The sequence below is a fragment of the Collinsella sp. BM28 genome, assembly GCF_054551995.1.
Genome location: NZ_JBTOLJ010000001.1, coordinates 1,630,755 through 1,650,334, shown reverse-complemented (window position 1 = coordinate 1,650,334; position 19,580 = coordinate 1,630,755). Strand labels below are relative to the sequence as shown.

At 64.0% G+C, this 19,580-nt stretch carries 18 protein-coding genes; 12 read left to right on the top strand and 6 right to left on the bottom strand.

Features of this window, described 5'->3' with window-relative positions:
- The first annotated feature begins 69 nt into the window (after nt 1-69).
- The 4 genes from ACX9NZ_RS07270 to ACX9NZ_RS07255 all read left to right on the top strand — a co-directional run bounded on the left by ACX9NZ_RS07270 (nt 70) and on the right by ACX9NZ_RS07255 (nt 3,974).
- Nucleotides 70-1,683, top strand: a complete 1,614-nt coding sequence (locus tag ACX9NZ_RS07270; RefSeq protein WP_407496245.1) for an FAD-binding oxidoreductase — start codon at nt 70-72, stop codon at nt 1,681-1,683.
- Entirely contained in the window at nt 1,680-2,477 is a 798-nt protein-coding gene (locus ACX9NZ_RS07265; protein WP_294159566.1) for an electron transfer flavoprotein subunit beta/FixA family protein, read from the top strand. Before ACX9NZ_RS07270 ends, ACX9NZ_RS07265 begins: the two co-directional genes overlap by 4 nt.
- Nucleotides 2,474-3,724: an FAD-binding protein gene (locus ACX9NZ_RS07260; RefSeq protein ID WP_304291546.1), complete on the top strand. Its 1,251-nt coding sequence runs from the start codon at nt 2,474-2,476 to the stop codon at nt 3,722-3,724. Before ACX9NZ_RS07265 ends, ACX9NZ_RS07260 begins: the two co-directional genes overlap by 4 nt.
- 76 nt (nt 3,725-3,800) lie before the next feature.
- A complete protein-coding gene (locus tag ACX9NZ_RS07255; protein WP_199588807.1) occupies nt 3,801-3,974 on the top strand; it encodes an LbetaH domain-containing protein in 174 nt (57 codons plus the stop codon).
- 26 nt (nt 3,975-4,000) lie between these two features.
- Here ACX9NZ_RS07255 and ACX9NZ_RS07250 read toward each other — a convergent pair whose 3' ends face one another.
- On the bottom strand, nt 4,001-4,393 hold the full coding sequence (locus tag ACX9NZ_RS07250; protein WP_118652509.1) for a MerR family transcriptional regulator: 393 nt from the start codon (nt 4,391-4,393) through the stop codon (nt 4,001-4,003).
- A gap of 273 nt (nt 4,394-4,666) precedes the next feature.
- Here ACX9NZ_RS07250 and ACX9NZ_RS07245 point away from each other — a divergent pair, with 273 nt between their 5' ends.
- The 5 genes from ACX9NZ_RS07245 to ACX9NZ_RS07225 all read left to right on the top strand — a co-directional run bounded on the left by ACX9NZ_RS07245 (nt 4,667) and on the right by ACX9NZ_RS07225 (nt 10,709).
- Nucleotides 4,667-4,906 carry a hypothetical protein gene (locus ACX9NZ_RS07245; RefSeq protein ID WP_294159569.1) on the top strand — a complete coding sequence of 80 codons (240 nt, stop codon included), beginning with the start codon at nt 4,667-4,669 and terminating at the stop codon, nt 4,904-4,906.
- A gap of 425 nt (nt 4,907-5,331) precedes the next feature.
- On the top strand, nt 5,332-6,354 hold the full coding sequence (locus ACX9NZ_RS07240) for an aldo/keto reductase (protein WP_407496248.1): 1,023 nt from the start codon (nt 5,332-5,334) through the stop codon (nt 6,352-6,354).
- A gap of 282 nt (nt 6,355-6,636) precedes the next feature.
- Nucleotides 6,637-9,297, top strand: coding sequence for an outer membrane protein assembly factor BamB family protein (locus ACX9NZ_RS07235; protein WP_407496250.1), 2,661 nt, complete (start codon nt 6,637-6,639; stop codon nt 9,295-9,297).
- Nucleotides 9,298-9,315: 18 nt separating this feature from the next.
- Nucleotides 9,316-10,101 carry a DUF4430 domain-containing protein gene (locus ACX9NZ_RS07230; RefSeq protein WP_294122609.1) on the top strand — a complete coding sequence of 262 codons (786 nt, stop codon included), beginning with the start codon at nt 9,316-9,318 and terminating at the stop codon, nt 10,099-10,101.
- Nucleotides 10,102-10,163: 62 nt separating this feature from the next.
- Nucleotides 10,164-10,709 carry a hypothetical protein gene (locus ACX9NZ_RS07225; RefSeq protein ID WP_294122611.1) on the top strand — a complete coding sequence of 182 codons (546 nt, stop codon included), beginning with the start codon at nt 10,164-10,166 and terminating at the stop codon, nt 10,707-10,709.
- Between the two features lie 26 nt (nt 10,710-10,735).
- Here ACX9NZ_RS07225 and ACX9NZ_RS07220 read toward each other — a convergent pair whose 3' ends face one another.
- Nucleotides 10,736-12,148 carry an FAD-dependent oxidoreductase gene (locus ACX9NZ_RS07220; RefSeq protein ID WP_407496251.1) on the bottom strand — a complete coding sequence of 471 codons (1,413 nt, stop codon included), beginning with the start codon at nt 12,146-12,148 and terminating at the stop codon, nt 10,736-10,738.
- A gap of 318 nt (nt 12,149-12,466) precedes the next feature.
- On the opposite strand from ACX9NZ_RS07220, the gene ACX9NZ_RS07215 reads away from it, so the two are divergent.
- Nucleotides 12,467-13,918, top strand: a complete 1,452-nt coding sequence (locus ACX9NZ_RS07215; RefSeq protein ID WP_407496252.1) for a M18 family aminopeptidase — start codon at nt 12,467-12,469, stop codon at nt 13,916-13,918.
- Nucleotides 13,919-14,033: 115 nt separating this feature from the next.
- On the opposite strand, the gene ACX9NZ_RS07210 is transcribed toward ACX9NZ_RS07215, so the two are convergent.
- Nucleotides 14,034-14,669, bottom strand: coding sequence for a flavodoxin family protein (locus tag ACX9NZ_RS07210; RefSeq protein ID WP_118652524.1), 636 nt, complete (start codon nt 14,667-14,669; stop codon nt 14,034-14,036).
- 158 nt (nt 14,670-14,827) lie between these two features.
- On the opposite strand from ACX9NZ_RS07210, the gene ACX9NZ_RS07205 reads away from it, so the two are divergent.
- The gene (locus ACX9NZ_RS07205) at nt 14,828-15,247 is read left to right on the top strand and encodes a peptide deformylase (RefSeq protein ID WP_118652526.1); all 420 of its coding nucleotides are present in this window, start codon (nt 14,828-14,830) and stop codon (nt 15,245-15,247) included.
- Nucleotides 15,248-15,515: 268 nt separating this feature from the next.
- Here ACX9NZ_RS07205 and ACX9NZ_RS07200 read toward each other — a convergent pair whose 3' ends face one another.
- Nucleotides 15,516-15,839, bottom strand: coding sequence for a YbjQ family protein (locus ACX9NZ_RS07200; protein WP_118652528.1), 324 nt, complete (start codon nt 15,837-15,839; stop codon nt 15,516-15,518).
- A 404-nt stretch (nt 15,840-16,243) separates the two neighbouring features.
- Here ACX9NZ_RS07200 and ACX9NZ_RS07195 point away from each other — a divergent pair, with 404 nt between their 5' ends.
- A complete protein-coding gene (locus ACX9NZ_RS07195; RefSeq protein ID WP_199588809.1) occupies nt 16,244-17,059 on the top strand; it encodes a ZIP family metal transporter in 816 nt (271 codons plus the stop codon).
- Between the two features lie 130 nt (nt 17,060-17,189).
- Here the strand turns inward: ACX9NZ_RS07195 and ACX9NZ_RS07190 are convergent, their stop codons facing one another.
- Nucleotides 17,190-18,629, bottom strand: coding sequence for a M20 family metallopeptidase (locus tag ACX9NZ_RS07190; RefSeq protein ID WP_294159587.1), 1,440 nt, complete (start codon nt 18,627-18,629; stop codon nt 17,190-17,192).
- A gap of 90 nt (nt 18,630-18,719) precedes the next feature.
- On the bottom strand, nt 18,720-19,331 hold the full coding sequence (locus tag ACX9NZ_RS07185) for an NADPH-dependent FMN reductase family protein (protein WP_302742325.1): 612 nt from the start codon (nt 19,329-19,331) through the stop codon (nt 18,720-18,722).
- Nucleotides 19,332-19,580: the final 249 nt, after the last annotated feature.

Sequence of the window (19,580 nt, the reverse complement as noted above, 5' to 3'; positions counted from 1 at the left end):
GTTTGCCAATCGGAAACAATTGCATGGCATGATACAGTGGAGCACTCCACTCAAGTAAAGAGGTATGCCATGCAGATGATACGCCCCTGGGCTTCGGAATACGACGAGTATCGTCGCGATGAATCGCGCAGCACCGGCGAGGCGGAGTCGATCTCCTTCCCCACGTGCGAAGACGAGCTTCGTTCGATTCTTTCCGAACTCGATCCCGCGACGCCCATCACCGTACAGGGCGCCCGCACGGGCCTGGCGGGCGGTGCGGTACCGCATGGGGGACATGTGGTGAGCCTCGTCCGCATGAATGCGTACAAGGGGCTGCGTCAGGCGGCCGATGGTGCGTTCTTCTTGCGAGTCGGGCCAGGCGTGGTCCTATCGGAACTGCGTCGTCACCTGCATGCGAAGAGCCTGCCCGCCCATGGCTGGGATGACGCTTCTCGCGCGGCGCTTGAGGCGTTCTACGCCGGCCCCGAGCAGTTCTTTCCCACGGATCCCACGGAGACGTCCGCCTGTCTGGGCGGCATGGCCGCATGCAATGCCTCCGGTGCGCGCAGTTACCGATACGGCCCCATGCGTCCGCACGTGAGCGGACTGCGCGTGGTGCTCCCGAACGGGGAGACGCTGGCACTGCGCCGAGGCGACGTGTGCGCGCAGGGCCGCGCGCTGGAGCTCGCTACGGAGCAGGGGACCACGATGCGCGTGGACCTCCCCACCTACGTCATGCCGCGCGCAAAGAACGCATCGGGCTATTTCATCGCGGACGACATGGACGCCGTGGACTTGTTCATCGGATCCGACGGAACCCTCGGGATCATCACGGAGCTCGAGCTCGCGCTCATGCCGGCGCCGCGGGTGACCTGGGGTGTTAATTGCTTCTTCGAGGACGAGGGGCATGCTCTCGATTTCGTCGTGCGAGCTCGCCCCGCGCTCGATTGCGCGAGCGCGTTTGAGTATTTCGACGGGGCGGCTCTCGACATCCTGCGCACGACGCGCGAGGATGGAGCAGCCTTCGCGTCGTTGCCAGAGGTTCCGGATGCGTACCGTGCGTGCGTGTTCGTGGAGCTGGAATGCGATGGCGAAACGCAGGCGATGGAGGCGCTGCGCGAGCTTGGTTCCCTGCTCGAAGAAGTGGGCGGGAGCGAGCGGGACACGTGGGTCGCGCGTACGGATGTGGACCGCGAGCGTCAACGCCTGTTCCGTCATGCTGTGCCCGAGTGCGTGAACATACTCATCGATCGCAGGCGACGCGTGACCCCCTCTATCACCAAACTTGGCTCAGACATGTCTGTGCCAGACGAGCGCCTGCACGATGTCGTAGACCTGTACCGGCGCACATTGGCCGAGGCCGGGCTGGAATCCGCCGCGTGGGGGCACATTGGGAACAACCACCTGCACGTGAACATCTTGCCGCGGGACGAGGCCGACTTCGCCGCGGGCAAGGACCTGTTCCGCGCGTGGGCGTGTGAGGTCACCGCCATGGGCGGCGCGGTGTCCGCCGAGCACGGCGTGGGTAAGATCAAGCGCGATTTCCTGCTCACCATGTACGGCGAGGCGCATGTGGACGAGATGGCGCGCCTCAAGGCGGCGTTCGACCCCACGGGGCGCTTAAACCGCGGGAACCTGTTCGACGAGGCACGCCTCGACGCGGCCGTGGGGGAGCCGGACGGTATCGAGGAGGCTGCACGATGAACATCGTCGTTTGCGTCAAGGCGGTGCCCGGCAGCACCGAGGTCAAGATGGACCCCAAAACCCATACCATCATCCGCGATGGTGGCGAGGCGGTCATCAACCCATTCGACGCCGTTGCGCTTGAGGTGGCTCTGCGCATCAAGGACGAGCGCCGGTCGGCGGGCGAGGCCTGCACGGTGACCGTCCTATCTATGGGGATTCCCGTAACGGAAAAGCTGCTGCGCGACTGCATCGCGCGTGGAGCGGATGCGGGTCTGCTGCTTTCGGATCGCGCGTTCGCCGGGGCGGACACCCTTGCCACCACTTACGCCCTCTCGTGCGGGATTGCGCGCCTTGGCGTGCCCGATCTGGTGTTGTGCGGGAAGATGGCGGTCGACGGCGACACGGCGCAGATCGGCCCCGAGCTCGCTGGCGCCCTGGGGATCCCGTGCGCGGTGGGCGTTACGGGGTTGCCGGCCGTCACCGACGGGACCGTGACGGTGCGGCGTGAGTCCGATGCGGGCGTGGCAACGGTGGATGTCCCCCTGCCCGCGGTGCTCACCGTCGCCAAGGACGTTGCGGAGCTCCGCATGGCGAGCATCGCCGGCATCCTCGCGGCGGAGGACGCGGAGATCTCCGTGCTCTCGGCGGAGGCGGCCGGCGCGGACGCCGCGCGCATCGGCCTTGCGGGGTCCCCGACGCAGGTCGTGCGCTCGTTCGTGCCCGAGGGCGATGCGCGGGGAGTCGAGATCACGGGGGACGCCGCCGCTCAGGCGGAGCAGATCGTCGAGGTCATGAGGGGGATGGCGCTGTGAGCGGGTTGCTGATCGACGTTGAGAAATGTATCGGGTGCGCGCGTTGCGTGCGCGCGTGCGGCAATGCCGGTATCGAGGTCGAGGGGCCGTGGGGCGCACGCAAGGCCCGGGCGACGGACGGCTGCATCCTCTGCGGTGCCTGCGTGGATGCGTGTCCGGTGGACGCGCTCTCGATCGAGCGCGGGGGCACCTCCGGACCCCAAGACCTCGATGAATACCGCGACTACTGGGTCTTCGCGCAGGTCGACGAGGCGGGAAGGGCGCTGGATGTGGCCCTCGAGCTTGTCGGGAAGGCCCGCTCGCTCGCCGATGGGCGAGGATGCCGCGTGGTCGCCCTGCTCGCCGAGGGTGCGCCCGGGACGGGGGCGGCCGATCTCGAATCTGCGCTCCCGCCTCGCGAGAGCGTCGACGGTCCGTCCGGTAACGCGGCGCTCCTCATCTCCGTGGGCGCGGATGAGGTCATCCGCTGCCGTGACGCGCGCTTCTCCACCTTCGACGCCGAGGTCCACGCCGAGTGGATCTGCTCGCTGGTGCGCGAGCGCAGGCCCGAGGCGCTGCTCTACGGAGCGACGGTCTTCGGCCGCGAGCTCGCCCCCGCCGTCGCCGTCCGCCTTCAGACGGGCCTCACCGCGGATTGCACGATGCTGGAGGTCGATCCGGAAACGGGCCTTCTCCAGCAGACGCGCCCGGCGTTCGGCGGAAACCTCATGGCGACGATCGTGTGCCCCGCGCATCGTCCTCAGATGGCCACGGTGCGCCCTGGGGTCTTCGCCGCTCCCGAGCCCGATGGGGCCCGCGTCGGGACGGTCTCCGACGTCCCGCTCGACGACCGTCTCGCCCCGCGTGTGCGCCTACTCGGCGTCGAGCGCTCCTCGGCGGCCGACTCGATAACGGATGCAGACGTCCTCGTGGTCGTGGGTCGCGGCATCGGCTCGAAGAAGAACCTCGGTATCGCCCGCAATCTGGCCGATGCGCTGGGCGGCAAGCTCGGCTGCACGCGCCCGATCGTGGAGGCGGGCTGGTGCGATCCGTGGCGTCAAGTGGGGCAGACGGGCGTGTCGGTCGCGCCACGCTTGTTGATCAGCCTGGGGGTCTCGGGGGCCATCCAGCATCTGGCGGGCATGTCTGGCGCGCAGGCGGTCATCGCCGTCAACGAGGACCCCGATGCTCCCATCTTCGCATCGGCGCAGTACAAGGTCGTGGGTGATTGCGTGAAGGTCGCCGAAGAGCTGCTGGCCAGGTTGTAGGAGGGGATTTGACCTGGAGTTACCTTCAGGTTGTACGCTGCTCGCGTACGGCTGGCAGGCACAGATGGAGATCAACATGGAGACAACGGTGATTGGGCAAGACGGGCTCGACGCATTCATTGCTCATCGAGCCAAGGGCGTGACCATAGGGGGCGGAGCGGTTATCGCCGCCGGGGCCGTGGTGACGCGCGATGTGCCGGCTCGCACGGTGGTGGCCGGCGTCCCCGCGCGGGTCGTCAAGAATCTCTAGACAACGGGGAGTTCGAGGTCGGGCGGCTAGTTGGACTCTGGGCATTGGGGGACGCTGCCGCCATGCCCGGCGAGAAGCTCGTCGTAATGGGCGATCTTGTAATCCAGGCGATCAAGCCCCGCCTGGATGCGCTCCAGCCGCTCGCGCGCCGCATCGCGCTGCTCGATGAGGATCTGCTTGCGCGCCTCGAGGGTTGCATCGCCTTGCTCGAAGAGCTGCATGTACTCGATGAGCGCCTCGATGGAGACGTTCGCGCCACGCATACACTTGATGAACGATACGCGCATGCAATCGTCCTCGTCGTAATCGCGGATGCCGCTGGCATTGCGACGCACGCGCGGGAGCAGCCCGATCCGCTCGTAATAGCGGAGGGTGTCGGCGCTGATCCCATATTCCTCTGCGACTTCGGCGATGCGCATGGCGGCTCCTTTCGACGTGCGCGCGGCGGGCGCGCATCTTTGCGGCGGGCGCGTGCTCACTGGGCGCACGGGCGCGCACGCGTGCGGCCCGCGATCTGTTCTCCATCGTACGACTTGGAGCTCACTCAAGGGCAAGCAAATTGATGTTTGGTCTTGCGCCGGCATTCGAGCCAGGGCTTGCGCCGCTGACGGAAAGATGCGCTTGAGGCCATCCGTTTGGGGTAGGACAGAAGTGTCGCAAAGCGCGCTGAGACCACGTCGAAAGGAGCGGTCATGTCTACTGAAATGCTGTTCTTTGTGCTGCTGCTGGTGGTGTGCGCCCTCATTGGCTATCTCGCCATCCCGCGCGTGATGAGGAAGTGGTCCGTGGCGACCAAACCCACGGACGAGCGTTTGGATTACGCGTCGCATCTAGGCGAGGAGGTCGACCAGGGCACGTTGGGGGAGGTGCCCTCCGAGCGCGAACGCGCACCCCATCGCGACCAAGGAAGCACGCCGATTCGCCAGTTATAGATTGCTTCTTGAGGTTTTTCGTATCGATATTAGGTTTCGCCGAGTAGACGCGTGTTTGCAGCAGTAAAAGCGCAGGTTGCAACTGCTTGCATGCCTCCTCTACTCGGCGATGTGCGATGCGAGTACGAAAAAGCTCAACTTGTTTGCGGAATATGCCAAAAAATGGCTTAGGACGACCCGTTTTGCCTTAAGGTTCGATACCTGCCTTGCGGCCGCCTCCGTGGCGAATGTGGCGATGTGGTGATTTGGGTTCGGGTCACCAAGGGGAGATTTGCCTTGGAGCCGACTCAAAGTCCTAGTATCGCCATATGGCGCGGCCGATTGTCAGGGTTCGAGCTCAAGGGGCTCATGGAATCCGCATCACGGCTGCGCTCGGTCACTTCATCGCGCATAATGCCGGGGCTGCCAGAGAAATGGGAGGCGACATGCAGTACACCAAGCTGGGCACGACGGATATCGAAGTCTCTCGCATCTGCTTGGGGTGCATGGGCTTCGGCGATCCCGGCAACGGTCAGCACGCTTGGACCCTGGGATACGAGGAGTCCGCGATGATTATCGCACGTGCACTGGGAGAGGGCATCACCTTCTTCGACACGGCCATGGGGTATCAAAACGGGACGAGCGAGGAGTACGTCGGCCGGGCGCTCGCCAAGTACGCGAGACGCGATGGTGTGGTCGTCGCCACGAAGTTCGTCCTGGGCGGACTGCACGCCCCTGCGGGGGAGCGGCCGGGCGATCGCGGGCCGGAATCGGTCGATTCCAAGATCGAGCGATTGCTCGATGCGAGTCTCGCCCGCTTGGGCATGGACTACGTCGATTTGTATATCTACCACATGTGGGATTGGAATACCCCCATCGAGGAGCTGCTGCCCGCGCTCGATCGCCAGGTTCGGGCGGGCAAGATACGCGCATTGGGCATCTCGAATTGCTATGCGTGGCAACTTGCCGAGGCGAACGCGATCGCCCGCGCCAACGGCTGGACCCCATTTTCGGGCTATCAGGGACATTACAACGCGATTGCCCGCGAGGACGAGCGCGAGATGGTGCCCCTTGCGGCGACCCACGGGATCGCGCTGACGCCGTACTCCGCGCTCGCTGGTGGAAGGCTCGCCAAGGCCCCCGGTCAGACCAGTAAACGCCTCGAACTCGATGCATATGCGCACGGCAAGTATGACGCCACGGCGGACGTCGATGCGCCCGTCATCGAGGCTATCGCGCGCATCGCGGGGGCACGGGGCGCGGCTATGACGGAGGTCGCCCTGGCCTGGCTGCTCACCAAGGTGGCCGCCCCCGTGGTGGGGGCGACAAAACCGCATCATATCGATGGCGCCGTTGCCGCGTGCGACCTCGTGCTCACGCCCCAGGAGATCACGGCGATAGAGGATCCCTACGTGCCCCATGCGGTGGTGGGCGTCGTCGCCGAGAATCGCTCGCCGTCGCTCGCGTAGTCTTTCTTCGCGCCTGTGCTGCACTTACGGTATGCTTTTCCAGATATGACAATGGCTCGATAGATGGTGCGGAGACGCACGGCAGCGAGGCGCGTGCCTCGTCGCCAGGAGAATCGGGGTGCGAGTCCCCGGCTATTCCAGTAACCGTGATTCCCACGCATGCGGATGACGCGTCGCAGATCGGACGGCGCGCGCATGCGGCGATGAGGATGAGTCGGATCGCCTCTCTATCTGCGAACGTCCAAAGGGATGGGCGGGGCCCTGGATGAAAGGGGTGTCTGGATGGCCAGAACCCGTATGGCGGCCTCGCGCCGTCACATCGTTGTCCGCCGCGCGTTGGTGGCGGCACTCACACTTGCAATGACAGTGGGGCAGGTGCCCACTGCCGCCTTTGCCGAGGCACTCGGCGCGGATGCGGCTGCGGTGGAATCCCTCGCGGACGGAGCGCAATTGGCGGCAACCAATGCGAATCTTGGCGCAGCGAGCGAGCAGGGTGCCGAGGGCGGACTCGCGGCAACCGTGGGGCAAGCGGGTGATGAGGCTCAGGATGCCGAGGGCGCCGTTGAATCTGATGGCGAAGCCGAGGCGAACGCCGCCGATGCCGCAGGGAATTCGTCCCCCAGCGATAGTGCCGGCACCGTAGATGCCGACGGCGACGAATCTGCCGTCAAGGCAGATGGCGCCGATGCCGCTGCGACGGGAGCGGATGAGGCCACAGGCACTGGCAAAGAGGAAGCCGATGTCACCAACGATGACGCTCAGGTTATCGAGGTTTCCATTGCGGTCATAGGGCCCGACGCGAATGACGTCGACGTGCAATGGACGGGCAATGCCAAGATGGCGCTCAAGGCCGAAGCCGCGACGGTCACGACGGCCGATACGGCCGAGGCGGACGAGTCGGCTGCCGAAGCGACGGCGTTGGGGGCTGCGGCCACCGACGTAACGGCAGCAGGCCCCACGGCGGCAGACGCGACCGAAGCACTGTTCAATGAGAGCGGTTTGGACGCTGACTATGGAATGGGCAGCTATGGGTTCTATCTGAACACCATCGCCTCGCCGTATACGGGCGAAAAGCTCGGCTGGGACCAAGAGACGGGCAAGTATTGGCAGCTTTTCGTCAACGGTACGGCTTCCGATGTCGGAGCGAGCAGTGTGATGCTCAAGACCGGTGACGTAATCACCTGGGCATACTCCGCGTACGGCTCGGCCATCCCCGAGGTTTCGCCGGTGACGCCGCAGCCCGATGCCGAGCGTCCCGATTGGGACAGCGCATGGCCGGGGTACGCCAGCGGATCGAACACCACGGCACCCACGCCCACGGACGAGGTCAAAGAGTCGTGGGTCACCCAGATTAAAGATTCCGCCGATTGGGCCACGAACGTTTCCGATCCCATTTACGTTGGCGATTACGTTTATATCGCTGCCGGTTCAAAACTGCTGCAGCTCAACGCGGAAACCGGCGAGACCGAGCGCGAGGGCACCTTGGTGGCGCCCATCAACTCCATTGCCCGCATGGTCTATGTGGATGGCCGCATTATCGTGCCTCTTTCGGGAGGTCGCCTTCAGGCCTTGACCGCCGACCGCCTGGCTACGCTGTGGATGACGCCCGCCCTTTCCGCGACCGAGCAAGGCGATCAGCAATCCCTCAGCACCTTGACGCTCGGCGATGGGTGCGTGTACTTCGGTACTGCAGTGGCGGACTGGTCCACTACGTATGGTGGCAACTTTGTGTGTGTTGATGTCCAGACGGGCAAGGTCCTCTGGTCTCAGGAGAACTCTGAGAAGGGCTACTACTGGTCGGGCGCGGCGCTTGCCGGGTCATACGTGGTGGTTGGTGATGATGCGGGTGCCGTTATCGCACGCGATGCCAAGACGGGAGCGGAGGTCTCGCGCGTCGATGTGGGTGCCTCGGTGAGGTCGACCGTAGTGACCAGCGATGGCGGCAAGACGCTGTTCGTGGTGAGCATGGATGGCGTCCTGCATCGCCTTTCTTTAAGTGACGCCGGCATCTTGAGCGAGACGGGCAAGGTGAAGTTCGCAAAGACCTCCACCTCCACCCCGACCATATCTGGTGGCAAGCTCTTCGTGGGCGGTCAGTCCGAAGCGTTCACCCAGGTAAGCAAATGGGTGAAGGCCTATTACGGCGTGCTTGCGGTGATCGATGCGGAGTCGCTGTCGGTGAGCGAAGTGTCGACGATCGACGGCCATGCCTTTGTTGGAGATACGAACGGGCAGGCGACGAGCGCAGAGGTCAAAAGTGCTCCCGTTGTGTCCGTTCAAAACGGCGAGACCTACGTGTACTTTACGGCGAATTGCAATCCCGGAGGCGTGTATCGTTACCGTCTGGGTGACACGGACGCGAGCCTCATCTACACCCCTGACGCCGATCATCAGAATTACTGCATGGCGTCCATCACGGTTGGCCCTGATGGCACGCTGTATTACGTGAACGATTCGGGCGCGCTGTTCGCCATCGGTTCGGCTGCGACCGAGGGCGGCGACCAGGGCGGCGATGACAACGCCGGCGGTGGATCCGACACTGGCGATATCGACAGCGGCAACACCGACAACGGCGGCTCCGACGGCAGCGATGACGAGCCCTCGACCGAGACACCCCAAAAGGACAACGAGCCCAATGCGGGCGCGCGTCCGGTGGGCACGCCGCTCACCACGGCGAAGAAGGCCATCAAGAACGCCAGCGGCAACACCAAGAAGTCGGCGAACGATGGTGATGAGGCGCGCGAGACGTCGGAAGAAGCCTCTGCGGAGACCTCGGAGATCGGATCGAAGACGGCTTCCCGCACGGCTGCCACGCATGCGGCCACGTATGCGGACGACATGGCAAATGCGCCCCTGAACATGGTCTTGCCGGTCGCGGGCATGGCTGCCGGGGTGATCGGCCTTGCCGGAATCGGCTTTTGGCTGTTCCGTCGTCGCGTGTAGGTGCAGGGAGGATCGAAGATGCAAGACGAGAACCGGGACGAGATCAAAACCGAGAGCCAGGAAGGCAAGCTGGGAGCCACCGAGCCCCATCCGGAGCGTCGGACTCTGAACCGCACGCAGCTCACGTTCGTGTCCATCGCCGTGCTGCTGTGCCTTGCGCTTATCGGCGGCTCCGCGTGGTCGCTGGTGTCGGGCGGGGGGCTTCCCGTTGGCGCCGAGGCGCAAGGCGAGGGATCGAGTGTTCAGACGAGCGACTCGTCCACCGCGAGCAAGGAGCCGGAACTCGATGAGGCGGATGCCTCCGAGGATGCGTCCGATGCAGTCGATGAGCCCGTCGCTGGTGACGATGCCTCTGGCGGAGCATCGTCCGGACGCAAGAGTGATGCGAGCAACAAGGACAAGACGGGATCGAACGCGGGCGGAGACGGCTCGGGTTCTTCGAGCGCCGGGTCGGGCGCATCGGGCTCATCGGACGCTCAAGACTCTACAAGCTCCGAGCCCCGTACCGTCACCGTGACCATTTCCGCGGATGGAACCGTTGGGGGCGGAAGCGCGGTCGGTCCCGTAACGCTGACGTTTGACGAGGGGGCGACGGTGTATGACGCGCTCGCGAACACCGGCTGGTCGCCTTTGGCCGAATGGGGCGCCTTCGGCGCGTATGTCACGTCGATCAACGGCGTGGCAGCGGGCACCAACACGGGTTGGACGTACACGGTGAACGGCTCGCAGCCCAATTACGCGTGTAGCGCCTACACGCTCTCCGACGGGGATGCCATCCAATGGACATTCGTTAAGGTCAAATAGGCCAGAGATATATAATGGGCTCGACCTCGGCTGTATGTCGGTAAAGAGACGGAGGCGGTTTGATGGGTGCAGAACGGACGCTGAAAAAGGTCTTAATGATTGTCCTTGCAATCTTCGTTGCAGCTGCAGTCCTCGTTTTCGTACTTACGCAACTCTTCCGAGGCGAGCCTCGAACACTTGAGCTCGGCTCATTTGAAACCGCCGCGACTCTTCAAATCGATAATTACCCGGCATTGGGCCCAGACGGTACGCGGCAAACCGACGACCCGGATCACATCGAGCACGCGCGGGAGATCCTGGAGCATGCGACCTTTGTTGAGTGGCTCGATTACGATCGGTATAAAAAGGACCAGATCGGCTGGGCTGGTGGCTACTTCACCGGTCTAACTCTGTATGACACTACGGGAAAAGAGCTGGTCAGTGTGACATACAGCCCGGGCTATTCCGACTACGCCCCCAATGGTTCGTCGGTCGCGCTGTTTGACGGGCGGATCGCGTATGTGATGCAGGGCGATCAAGAAGAACTAATTCGGTTTGCCGATGAATGCGTTGATGAGGCACGTGCGGAAAACGGTCAGTCCACGAATCTTTGGCGATTCGTGGACTGACTCTAAGAGGGCTGTTTGCCTATCGGTTACTCCGCGTCGCCCGCGTCCTGCTCGGCCACGGCCTGCATGGCCACGGCGCCGATGAAGTTCACCGGTTGGCAGAAGTTGGGCTGGAAGAACAGGTCCACGCTGGCGAGCTGGTCGATGGTGAAGCGCGCCTGGATGGCGATGGAGATCGCGTTGGCGGCCTCGGCCACATCGTGGCGGCACAGGAATTGCGCGCCGAGCACGCGGCGGGTCTCGGGATCCCAGGTGAGGGTTGCCGTGACGGGCGTGGTGGTGAGCATGAAGTCCGGGCGGTAGTCCTGGACGAGCGTGGTGGAGCGGGCGTTCACGCCGCGGGCATCGGCGCCCGCCTGGGTCAGGCCACTTGCAGCCAGGGAGAGGTCATAGAGCTGCACGGCGCTGGTCGCCTGGGTGCCCAGGTACTTCTGCACGGGCTCCTCGATGTTGGCGCCCACGAGCAGGGCCTGGCGCACGGCGTTGGTGGCGAGCGGGATGTAGTCGTAGGTGCCGGTGGGGTTGTAGAGCACGGTGCAGGAGTCGCCGGCTGCCAGGACGTCGGCGCAGGCCTTGTCATGGCCGGTGAGGAAGGCGCGCATGTACTCGTCGGTCTTGATGGCGCCGTTGGGCAGGGTCTCGAGCTGTCCCGCGAATAGGTCGGTGCGCGGCAGGAAGCCCGCGCCCATGATGGCGTAATCGACCTCGTACTCGCCGGCGGTGGTCACCACGGTCACGCCTGAGCCGCCCTCGTTCAGGCGGAACTCGGTCACCATCTGCCCCAGGGCGAGCTCGACGCCGTGCTCGGCATACTCGACCTCGACTTGCTCCGTGATGGGAGCGTCGAAGTTCTTGGCCAGCGCGCGGTCGAGGCCGTCGATGAGGATGGCATGGACGCCGGCCTCGCTGAACTGCTCGACGAGCTCCGCGCCAATGTAGCCCGCGCCGATGACGGCGACGGAGGACGCCTTCATGGCATGGTCCTTGATCGCCTTGCCGTGATCCCAGTTCTTGCAGAGCATGACGCGGCCGTCTTCGAGGCCCTCTGCCAAGCCGGGAATGGGCGGCATGACGGGCTTGGAACCGGTGGTCACGACGAGCTTGTCAAAGGAATAGGTGGTCTCCTCGCCGCTCTCGAGGTCGCGCGCGACGAGCGACTTGCCGGCAACGTCCACGGAGAGCACATCGGTGCGCATGTGCATGTTCGCGCCCAGTTCGGCCAGCGCGGCAGGGGAGGAGTAGAACATGCGGTTGGGGTCGCTCACGTGGCCGCCCACCCACAGGGCGATGCCACAGGAGAGGAACGACAGCGTGTCGTTGCGCTCGAAGACGTGTACGGTCCAGCTGGGGTGCGCGGTGAGGATGGCCTGGGCGGCGAAATTGCCGGCATGCGTGCATCCAACGACGGCTACGGTCTTGGGGGCGGAGGTGGCGCTCATGGGGTCTCCTTGCGATGGGCATCGGCGCGCCGTGGCGCTCGACGCGATGTGGCAGGTGCTTCCACCTGCAGCGTAGTTCGTTGAGAAATGATATAGAAATAGAAGCAAATAGCAAGCGCTGTTCGGTAAATGGACGGGCGGTGCCGCTCGCGCGCATCGGCTCCATCGTGGGGTCCAGATGCCTCAGCGGGGCCGGAGGGGCGTGACGCCATTGCGGTGCCTGGTCTTTCGCATCGCATCGCACGGGCACATGTGCGACCATGGAGCGGACGCGTATACACGCCGCCTGTTGGGCGGTGAGAGGCGGGAGGCCACGACATGAATCCATTCGAGCGCAAGTCCGTAGAGCCGTCGCCGGCAGAGGACCTGCTGGCGTTCATCCACGAGAGCCCGACGATGTTCCACACCGCGGCGTCCATTCGGGCCCGCCTGGACGAGGCGGGCTTCACGTACCTGCCCGAGGGCGATGCGTGGGACGTGCGACCGGGTGGCGCGTACTACTCCCAGCGAAACGGGTCGAGCGTCGTCGCGTGGCGCGTGGGAGAGGGCGTCTCCGCCCGCTGCGACGGCGCCGTCGTCGATGGGCTGCAGGGGGGCGGCATCGGGGAGAAAGGGGCCGAGGCCGACGCGGCGGGTCCGCATGGCGCGGTGCCCGAGGGCGGCGCGCCGTACCACTTCCAGCTCACGGCATCGCATTCGGACTCCCCGTGCTTCAAGGTGAAATCGGACGCCGAGGTCGAGGGGCCTGCGGACTACCTGCGCCTCGACACCGAGGCGTATGGCGGGATGATGGATTACACCTGGTTCGACCGTCCCCTGTCCCTCGCCGGACGCGTGCTCGTGCGCGACGGGGCCCGCATCGAGAGCCGCCTGGTCGCGCTCAACCGCGGCGTCGCGCTCATCCCGAGCCTCGCCATCCATATGAACGGCGAGGTCAACAAAGGGTTTGCGCCCAATCGTGCAAGCGACCTGTTCCCGCTCGTCTCCGCCGGAGACCTGGGCCGCGGTTCGCTTGACACGCTGATCGCGGATGCCCTCGAGGTCGACCCGGGGCAGATTGTCGCGCGCGACCTGTTCCTCGTGAACGCCGATAAGGGCCGCGTGTGGGGAGCCACCGACGAGTTCATCTCCTCTCCGCGCCTCGACGACCTGATGTGCGCCTACACCTCGCTGCAGGCGTTCATCGCCCGGGGCAACGCGAACGCCGTGACGGTGTATGCGTGCTTCGATAACGAGGAGGTCGGTTCGGGCACCAAGCAGGGCGCCGCGTCGACGCTGCTCGCCGACGCGCTCTCGCGCATCAACGCCTCCCTAGGGTATGCGCCCGAGGACCTGTGCCGAGCGCTTTCGGCCTCGATGCTCGTGAGCTGCGACAACGCTCACGCGCTGCATCCGGCCCATCCGGAGCTGGCCGACACGCTCGCCCGTCCGCAGATGAACGCGGGCCTGGTGGTCAAGGAGGCCGCCAACCAGCATTACTGCACGGATGCGTTCAGCCGCGCCGTCCTTACCGCGATCCTCGACGATGCGGAGATTCCGCACCAGTGCTTTTCGAACCGCAGCGACAAGGCCGGCGGCTCGACCCTCGGCAACATCTCCAACATGCAGGTGAGCGTCCATGCGGTCGATGTGGGCTGCGCCCAGCTCGCTATGCATTCCTGCGTGGAGACCGCCGGCGCCCGCGACGTCGAGCTCGCGATCGAGGCACTGGCGGCGTTTTACGGAGCGGATATCCGCATCGACGGGGCGGAGGGCGTCGAGCTGGCGTAGCCCGCCATCGCGACGCTGCTGCTCCCTCCGAGACGCCGTCGCCCCCTCGCGACGCCGTCGCCCCCTTCTGCGACGCGGCTGCCATCGCGATGTGGCTGCCCGCCCTGCCTCGCGGTTAGCGGATGAAGTTCGTCGGCTTTGGGCTTTCCTGCTCGGGAAGCTCGATACCAGCGGCGCGCCCGGCCTCGAGAGATCGCAGGATCCAGGCCATGTTGCGGGCGAGCTGCCGCATAGTCCATAGCCCCTCGAGATCCTGCTCGACCTCCTCGGCGGTGTTGCCGTGCACCATGTTCCAGTAGCGTGAGCTCACAATGGGCATCTGCGAGATGGTGAAGAACTTCTGGATGTCGTCGAGCGATGCGGTGGTTCCGCCGCGCCGTGCGGAGACGACCGCCGCGGCGGGCTTGAAGCGCAGGACATCCGGGGCGCCGGCGTGCCCGTTGGAGTAGAAGAGCCGATCCATGAAGCTCAGGAGCGATCCGCTCGCGTGTGCGTAGTGCACCGGTGCGCCAAAGACGAAGGCGTCGGCATCGACGGCGAGCGCGCGGAATTCGTTGACGGCGTCGTCGAAGATGCAGGCGCCCGTCTGGCGGCACCGTCCGCATGCCATGCATCCTGCGGCGGGCTTGGCCCCAATCCAGAATATCTCGGCGTCGATGTTCTGCCGCCCGAGCTCTGCCGCGACCTCCTCGAGTGCGCGATCGGTGCACCCGTGCTTGTGCGGACTGCCGTTGACGAGCATGACCTTCATAGGGACTCCCTCCGTTGTGTGTCCAGTAGTGCTGTTGTGCCGTTATACCCAGCGCCTCGGGCACGCGACGCGTCTGAACCAGCTGCCATCTGGTATAGTTCCGCAGATGCATGCAATGACGGGGTCGCCTTGCGGCCTCGGTCGAGAAAGGACCGTTCATGATCAAGGAGCTCGTGAAGGACGAGGCCGTCTTGTCCACCCCGTGTGAGCCCGCCACTGCCGCCGACGCAGAGGTCGCCCAGGATCTGGTGGACACTCTGCTGTCCATCGAGGACGCCGCCTGCCTCGCCGCCAACCAGATCGGCGTGACCAAGGCGATCATCGCGCTCGCCGACGACGAGGGCAACGCGCATGTGATGTTCAACCCCAAGGTCCTGTTCGGCATGGGCGCCTACAAGGCAGAGGAGAGCTGCCTGACCCGCGAGGGCTCCGTGAAGGTGACCCGTTTCGCCAAGATCAAGGTCTCCTACGACGAGCTCGTCGACGGCGAGCTCAGGGCCCGCAAGCGCGATTTCGTGGAGTGGGGCGCCGAGCTCATCCAGCACATGTGCGATCACTGCCAGGGCAAGCTGGTTTAACGCTTTTTTCGGACGATTGTGAGAGCCGGTCCCTCGCGCGGACCTTGAGCTGCCTCCCTTTTCTTGGACATGAGAAAAGGGAGGCCTCTTGTATGTCTCGAAAGCCTTTGCACGACGCCGCCGGATGGCCGCGAGGATGCGGCCCGCCCGGCGTGGTCGGGTTTCGGGCGTGTGCGTCGCGCACCGTGGTCGGGCTTCGGGCGCCCATTCCGCCCCGCGAACCACGGTTCCGAGCTCTTGATCCGATTCAGGCCCCAGGTCTCTGGTCCTACGCCTTGCGGCGCACGCGAACGGCCGTGCCACACGCCGTGGTCATGATCATCTCGGCGAACGTCTCGTAGCCTACGTTGGCGCCGATGATCGCGTTCGCGCCCAGATTCTCTGCACGCTGCGACATCTCGTGCAGGACCTCTTCGCGCGCCTGGGCCATTTCGTCCTCGTAGCCCGCCGAGCGCCCGCCAAAGACGTTGCGAAGCCCCGCGCCGATGTCGCGGAACATGTTGATGCCGCTCACGGCCTCCCCGGTGACGATGCCCAGATACTCAACGACCTCGTAGCCATCGAGACTGTTGGTGGTGGTAATGGTGAGCACTGCGTCTCCTTTCCGGACGGCATCGCCGCCCTCTGCTCGCATGGTCGCCATGTCCGCGCGCTCGCATCGACCGGAGGAACCACGTGGACCGTGGTCGTTCGACCATATCGGTGTTGCAGCGCTTATACCCACTCGTGTGGATATTGAAGAGTGGTCAAAATACCCTAATAGTGCGCAAAATCGAGACCAATGGACAAGAGTGCATAATCGATGGCTGGCTGTTTTCGCAGGTAAAGCGTCTGGGCTATCCAATGCCGCAGTCTCTTGAGCCGTCGATTCTCCCGTCGTGCCGGTTTTACCTGTGCAAATCCTCGGGTTTTGTCACCAGTGTTGGGAATTGCCGGCGCAACATTAGGGTATTTTGACCACAGTTGAGAATCCAGATCAAGAAAGGCTCAAATCGTATGCAATTTGACGCGAATCTTATGCAAGCACTCGCGTGGGCGGCGATGGGATGCGGCTTTACATGGCTCATGACCACCGCTGGCTCCGCGATGGTGTTCTTTTTTCGCAAGGACCGCGCGGTTACGCACCGCATCTTCCTCGGGTTCGCGGCCGGCGTGATGATCGCTGCGAGTGTCTGGTCCCTGCTCAACCCCGCCATCGAGCAGGCCGAGGAGCTTGGGCAGGTCGGCTGGGTCCCCGCTGCGGGTGGCTTTTTGCTCGGTGTGGCCTTCCTCATGGCGCTCGACACGTTTCTGCCACATCTGCATGCGGAAGGAGAGCAGCCCGAGGGAATCCAAACGAGCTGGAAGCGTACCACGCTGCTCGTTTCGGCGGTGACGCTCCACAACATCCCCGAAGGCATGAGTGTGGGCCTGCTGTTCGCGATGGCGGGGCAGGCGAGCGGTGCCGAGGCGACCGCATATCTGGGCATGGCCATGGCGCTTGCCATCGGCATGGGTCTACAGAACTTTCCCGAGGGGGCGGCCATTTCGCTGCCGCTGCGTCGTGAGGGCATGACTCGCGGAAAGGCATTCGTGCTGGGAAGTCTCTCGGGCATCGTGGAGCCCATCTTTGGCATCCTGGTGGTGCTGGTGAGCGGCCAGATCGCCCCGTTTATGCCCTGGATGCTCGCGTTTGCCGCGGGTGCCATGATCTACGTTGTGGTCGAGGAACTCATTCCCGAGGCACACCTCGGTGAGCATTCCAATATCGGGACCTTGGGCGTCATTGCCGGGTTCGTCATCATGATGGTGTTGGACGTCGCCCTCGGATAAGGCGTGCCCTGTATGCGCCGTCGATGCAATGCGTGACGCGGTTGGGGCCCCTGGGAGTCTCCAGAGCCCCACCGCGTCACCAAGTTGAAGTGCTCGATACGGGCGCCGGGGACGCTTTGCGCTTCAATGCCTATTTTTCGTGGCGGGCGTCGTGCAGTTCACGTGCGGCGGCAGCACGCGCCTCGCGGGCATCGCGCAGTGCATGGTGGGCGTCGACGGTGGCATTTCGAGCTTCGCGTAGGGTGTCGGCCAGCTGGGGGTTCTTTTCGGCGACACGCTTGACCAACGGTCCATCAAGTTCCTCTTGCGTGGGCTCTGCCAAATAATCTATGGCATATTGCGCTGCGACTGCAGACCCCTTGGCCAAAACGGCCTCATCGACCTTGTAGTAGCAGGAGTGCTGCGCGAACGTGGCGCCGATTTGTGCATTGCGGCAGCCCACAAAGGCCAGTACGCCGGGAACGCGCCGGAGGTACTCGGAGAAATCCTCACCCGACATGGTACCGCGGTAGTGTCCCTCGCCCTCGGGGCCGAGTGTCTTGAGCACGGCTCGCCTGCAGCGCTCGCTTGCCTCCACCTCGTTTTCGACCTTGTAGTTCGCGATCGTGTAGTCGGAGAGCTCGGCCTCGGCGCCATGCGCTTGGGCGATATGCACGGCAATGCGCTCGATCAGCGCGGGCATGAGCTCGTGGGTGGCATCGGAGTACGTGCGCACGGTTCCCTCCAGGTGCGCCTCTCCGGCGATGACGTTGCGCGCCGTGCCCGCATGCAATTTGCCCACGGTCACCACGGCAGGTTCGTAGGGGGAGAGCTCGCGGCTCACGATGGTCTGCAGGGCATTGACGATTTCAGCGGCGACCATGACGGCGTCGCTGCCGCGCTGAGGCATGGCTCCGTGGCAGGACGTGCCGTGCACATCCACCCGGAACCAGTCGGTGTTGGCCATGCGTGGCCCCGGCTCGCAGCTGATGGTCCCGGCGTCAACCTCGCTCCAGATATGCATGGCAAACGCCCCATCCACGCCCTCGCACACGCCCGCCTCGCACATCATGCGCGCACCGGATCCATTCTCCTCGGAGGGCTGGAACACCACACGGATTTCTCCATGGATGTCATCGGTCATGTGGCGCAGAATCTGTAGCGTGCCGAGCATCATGGCGATATGGCAGTCGTGACCGCAGGCGTGCATACATCCCTCGTTGACGCTGGCGAACTCTTCGTTCGTGCGCTCGGTGACCGGCAGCGCGTCGATATCGGCGCGCATGAGCAGGCGGCGGCGCGGTGTTCCGTCCGCGCGATAGGCGTCTGGCGCCGTGCCGCGCACCGTGGCGACCAGGCCGGTTTTGAGCGGGCGCTCGTAGGGGATGTTCATGGCGTCGAGCTGGCCGGCAATGTCAGAGGTCGTGCGGACTTCCTGCAGGCTCAGTTCAGGATGTTTGTGGAAATGACGGCGCTGCCGGATGATGTAGGGCTCGAATTCGGCGGCGATTGCGAGGATTGCCGAGGTGATCTCTTCGCCCGAGCGCTCATTCGAACTCGCCATGATTTGCTGTGCCTTGGTCTGTGCCATGGTCCACCCCATTTGTCCGTAAAAACAAGCACCTCTAGCTTACCGCGAGAGTGCGGGGTGTGGGATGTGCAATTGAATGTCGATGCAGCGCTACTGGGCGTCGTCGGTTTTCTCGAATTTCTTAGCGATCTTCTTCGCCGAGCGCTTGATGTTGGACATCAGGCCGCCAGCTGGATGCGCGGCGTTGAAGGCGTCTTGCTTGTCGCGCTTGGCGCGCTCCTCGATGATGATCTCGCCGTAATCCTCGACCAACCGGTCGTAAAAGGCCACGGCACCGTCGATATCCTCCTGATTGGGGCGGCCCTTGTTCATGCCACCCACCAATTTGAACGGCCCGTAGGTGTCAAAGCCGGGGCATCCGTACATGCATAGTAGGTTGGCGAATTTCATGCGGCAGACGCCGTCGAGGTCACGGCCGTTGAATTTTGCCTGACCGCCGTAGGTCATGAGTCCTACGACCTTGTCGCCGTCACGTAGGCAGTGGTCGGCAACGCGCAGGAGGTCTTTGTCAAAGTTGCCGTAATAGATGCCAGATGCCATGATGATGACATGGTAGGGGGAGAGGTCGGGATACTCGTTCTTCCCGAGTGCTCCGACATCGATCGTGTCGATTTCCGGGTGTGCCGTGACAATTGCATCCACGAGTTTCTTGGTATTGCCGTGGTGCTTCGAGCGGTAGACGATGACGGTCCTGAGATCCATGGGACGACCTTTCGTACGCGATTCACAAATGTCAATCATAGCGAAATCGCTTTACCTGAGGAGGTGGCGTCAGCGGGGCGCCACTCGATGATGGGGTGATGCTTCACATGGTGTCCGCGTTGTAATACCTCTGGTTCTTTCTCATACCAATATAAAAATTTCTGCACAACTCGGTCAAGCGGATATCAGGGTATACATAGGGCCGAAAAACAGGGTGGATGTCGGATGCGGCTATCTTGTTCGAACAGG

What these genes read in the sequence shown, in the direction of transcription:
- ACX9NZ_RS07270 (WP_407496245.1), top strand. Translation starts at nt 70, where the DNA reads ATGCAGATGATACGCCCCTGGGCTTCGGAATACGACGAGTATCGTCGC.
- ACX9NZ_RS07265 (WP_294159566.1), top strand. Translation starts at nt 1,680, where the DNA reads ATGAACATCGTCGTTTGCGTCAAGGCGGTGCCCGGCAGCACCGAGGTC.
- ACX9NZ_RS07255 (WP_199588807.1), top strand. Translation starts at nt 3,801, where the DNA reads ATGGAGACAACGGTGATTGGGCAAGACGGGCTCGACGCATTCATTGCT.
- ACX9NZ_RS07250 (WP_118652509.1), bottom strand. Translation starts at nt 4,393, where the DNA reads ATGCGCATCGCCGAAGTCGCAGAGGAATATGGGATCAGCGCCGACACC.
- ACX9NZ_RS07245 (WP_294159569.1), top strand. Translation starts at nt 4,667, where the DNA reads ATGTCTACTGAAATGCTGTTCTTTGTGCTGCTGCTGGTGGTGTGCGCC.
- ACX9NZ_RS07240 (WP_407496248.1), top strand. Translation starts at nt 5,332, where the DNA reads ATGCAGTACACCAAGCTGGGCACGACGGATATCGAAGTCTCTCGCATC.
- ACX9NZ_RS07235 (WP_407496250.1), top strand. Translation starts at nt 6,637, where the DNA reads ATGGCCAGAACCCGTATGGCGGCCTCGCGCCGTCACATCGTTGTCCGC.
- ACX9NZ_RS07230 (WP_294122609.1), top strand. Translation starts at nt 9,316, where the DNA reads ATGCAAGACGAGAACCGGGACGAGATCAAAACCGAGAGCCAGGAAGGC.
- ACX9NZ_RS07225 (WP_294122611.1), top strand. Translation starts at nt 10,164, where the DNA reads ATGGGTGCAGAACGGACGCTGAAAAAGGTCTTAATGATTGTCCTTGCA.
- ACX9NZ_RS07220 (WP_407496251.1), bottom strand. Translation starts at nt 12,148, where the DNA reads ATGAGCGCCACCTCCGCCCCCAAGACCGTAGCCGTCGTTGGATGCACG.
- ACX9NZ_RS07215 (WP_407496252.1), top strand. Translation starts at nt 12,467, where the DNA reads ATGAATCCATTCGAGCGCAAGTCCGTAGAGCCGTCGCCGGCAGAGGAC.
- ACX9NZ_RS07210 (WP_118652524.1), bottom strand. Translation starts at nt 14,669, where the DNA reads ATGAAGGTCATGCTCGTCAACGGCAGTCCGCACAAGCACGGGTGCACC.
- ACX9NZ_RS07205 (WP_118652526.1), top strand. Translation starts at nt 14,828, where the DNA reads ATGATCAAGGAGCTCGTGAAGGACGAGGCCGTCTTGTCCACCCCGTGT.
- ACX9NZ_RS07195 (WP_199588809.1), top strand. Translation starts at nt 16,244, where the DNA reads ATGCAATTTGACGCGAATCTTATGCAAGCACTCGCGTGGGCGGCGATG.
- ACX9NZ_RS07190 (WP_294159587.1), bottom strand. Translation starts at nt 18,629, where the DNA reads ATGGCACAGACCAAGGCACAGCAAATCATGGCGAGTTCGAATGAGCGC.
- ACX9NZ_RS07185 (WP_302742325.1), bottom strand. Translation starts at nt 19,331, where the DNA reads ATGGATCTCAGGACCGTCATCGTCTACCGCTCGAAGCACCACGGCAAT.